The 2573-nt window shown below is 73.6% G+C and carries 1 protein-coding gene; it reads left to right on the top strand.

Going from position 1 to position 2573, the window contains the following annotated elements; all coding sequences use genetic code 11:
* Positions 1-2573: PDZ domain-containing protein (locus VGH85_04600; protein HEY2173072.1), on the top strand; the 2573-nt coding region annotated here is incomplete at both ends.

Raw genomic sequence — 2573 nt, 5'->3', positions numbered from 1 at the left:
CGTCGAGGGCCGGCTCGTCTTCCTCGCCGACTACGAGGGCACCGGCAACCTCTACTCGTGCGCGCTCGACGGCACGGACCTGCGCCGGCACACCGACCATGACGGCTGGTACGTCCGCAACCCGGCCACCGACGGGGCGCGGATCGTTTACCACGTGGCGGGCGAGATCTGGATCCTGGACAGCCTTGCGGCGGCCGGGCCCCGCAAGCTCGGCATCGAGCTGGCCTCGCCGCCGGTCGCCCGTGCCCCCCGGCTGATCACCGCCGGCGATCACCTGGACGGCCTGGACTGCGACGAGACCGGCCAGGCCAGCGTCGTGTCGGTACGCGGCACCGTGCACTGGCTGACGCATACCGACGGGCCGGCCCGCGCGCTGTCCGTCGACCCGTCCGCCCGCGCCCGCCTGGCCCGCGTGCTGGGCGAAACCGGCAACGGCAGCACAGGCAACGGCACCGGCGGCACCGGCAACGTCGTGTGGGTCACCGACGCCGACGGCGAGGACGCCCTGGAGATCGCCGGGATCGCCCCGGCAGGCCAGACCCGGCCGAGGCGCATCGCCTCCGGCGAGCTGGGCTACGTGAACGAGATGGCGCCTGCCCCGGACGGGAAGACCATCGCCATCGCCGCCCGCGACGGCCGGCTGCTCCTGGTCGACGTCGAATCCGGCGTCGTGACCGAGCTCGCGGCCGGGGACGACGGCGAGATCGACGACCTGGCCTGGTCCCCGGACTCGGCCTGGCTGGCGTGGGCACAGCCAGGGCCGCAGCCGCTCGCCCGGATCCGAATGGCGCGGGTGGCGGACCGTTTTACGGTCGACGTGACCGACGGGCGGTTCGCCGACAGCGACCCGGTTTTCACCATCGACGGGCTGTACCTGGCGTTCCTGTCGCGCCGCACCTTCGACCCGATCTACGACGCGCACTCGTTCGACCTGTCGTTCCCCTTCGGCAGCCGTCCCTACCTGGTGCCGCTCGCCGCGGCCACCCTGTCCCCGTTCGGGCCGCAGCCGGGCGGCCGGCCGGCGGGCGGCGGGGAAAACCACAAGGATTCGCCCGAACGGATATCCGTGACTGTGGATCCCCCCGGCATCTCTTCCCGCGTGGTCGCCCTCCCCGTCGACGAGGGCCGGTATTACGGCCTTGCCGCGGTAAAAGGCGGCGTGGTCTGGCTGCGATCGCGGCTGTCGGGGGTGCTCGGCGAGGGTGCGGCGGACCTCGACGAGGACCGGCCGCGTCCGTCCCTGGAGCGGTTCGACCTGCGCAAGCGCGAGGTCACCACGCTGAACGGGGAAGTCAACTGGTTCAGCGTCAGCGGTGACGGGTCCCGGCTGGTCGTTAAGGACAACGGCGAGCTGCGGGTGGTGCCCGCCGACCGGAAGGCGGAGAACGGGTCGTCGGACGACGTCGTCACGGTCGACCTGGAGCGGGCACGGTTCACCGCCGATCCCGCGGAACTGTGGGCGCACGCGTTCGACGAGGCGGGCCGGTGGATCCGCCGCGACTTCTGGACGCCGGACCTGTCGGACGTGGACTGGTCCGCGGTCCTCGACGCGTACCGGCCGCTGCTGGCGCGGATCGGGACGTCGGCGGAGTTCGCGGACCTGTTGTGGGAGGTCGTCGGCGAGCTGGGCACGTCGCACTCCTACATCTACCCGTCGGGCCTGTTCGGCGGGAAGAGCCGCAGCCAGGGCGAGTCCGCCGCAGTGCTGGGCGCGGACGTGTCGCGGTCGCCGGACGGACGGTGGCTGGTGGACCGCGTGCTGCCCGGCGAGTCCTCGGACCCGCGGGCCCGGTCGCCGCTGGCCGCGCCCGGGGTGGCGGTACGCGACGGCGACGAGATCATAGAGGTGGGCGGCCGGCCGGTCGACCCGGTGTACGGGCCGTGGCCGCTGCTGGCCGGGACCGCGGGCAAGCCGGTGGAGCTCACCGTCGTGCCCGCCGACCCCGGCCTGGTCCCCAGGCGCCTGCCCGCGCCGGCCGAGTCCGGTGCCGGCACTGACGCTGACACCGATGCGGAATCCAAGGCCGGATCGCAGGCCGGCGAACCTAAGCCCGAGTCTGAGTCCGGATCCGGTACCGCGGCGGAGTCCGCGGAGCCGCGGGAGCCCGAAGGGCCGCGGCCGCGTCGGGTCGTGGTCGTGCCGCTGAGCGACGACCGGCGGCTGCGGTACCAGGACATGGTGGCCGGGCGCCGCCAGTTCGTCCGGGACCGGTCCGGCGGCCGGATCGGTTACCTGCACGTTCCCGACATGATGGGGGAGGGCTGGGCGCACCTCCACCGCGACCTGCGCAGCGAGATGACCCGCGACGCGCTGATCGTCGACGTGCGCGGCAACCGCGGCGGGCACACCTCGCAGCTGATCGTCGAGAAACTGGCCCGCCGCGTGATCGGGTGGGACAACGCCCGCTGGACCCGCCCGGAAAGCTATCCCGGCGAGGCCCCGCGGGGCCCGGTCGTCGCGCTCGCCGACGAGTTCGCCGGGTCCGACGGCGACATCGTCACCGCCGCGATCCGGACCCTGGGCCTCGGCCCGGTGATCGGCGCCCGCACGTGGGGCGGCGTCATCGGCATCA

It is taken from the genome of Mycobacteriales bacterium (assembly GCA_036497565.1).
GTDB lineage: Bacteria > Actinomycetota > Actinomycetes > Mycobacteriales > QHCD01 > DASXJE01.
This window is presented reverse-complemented; position numbering and strand designations above follow the sequence as displayed.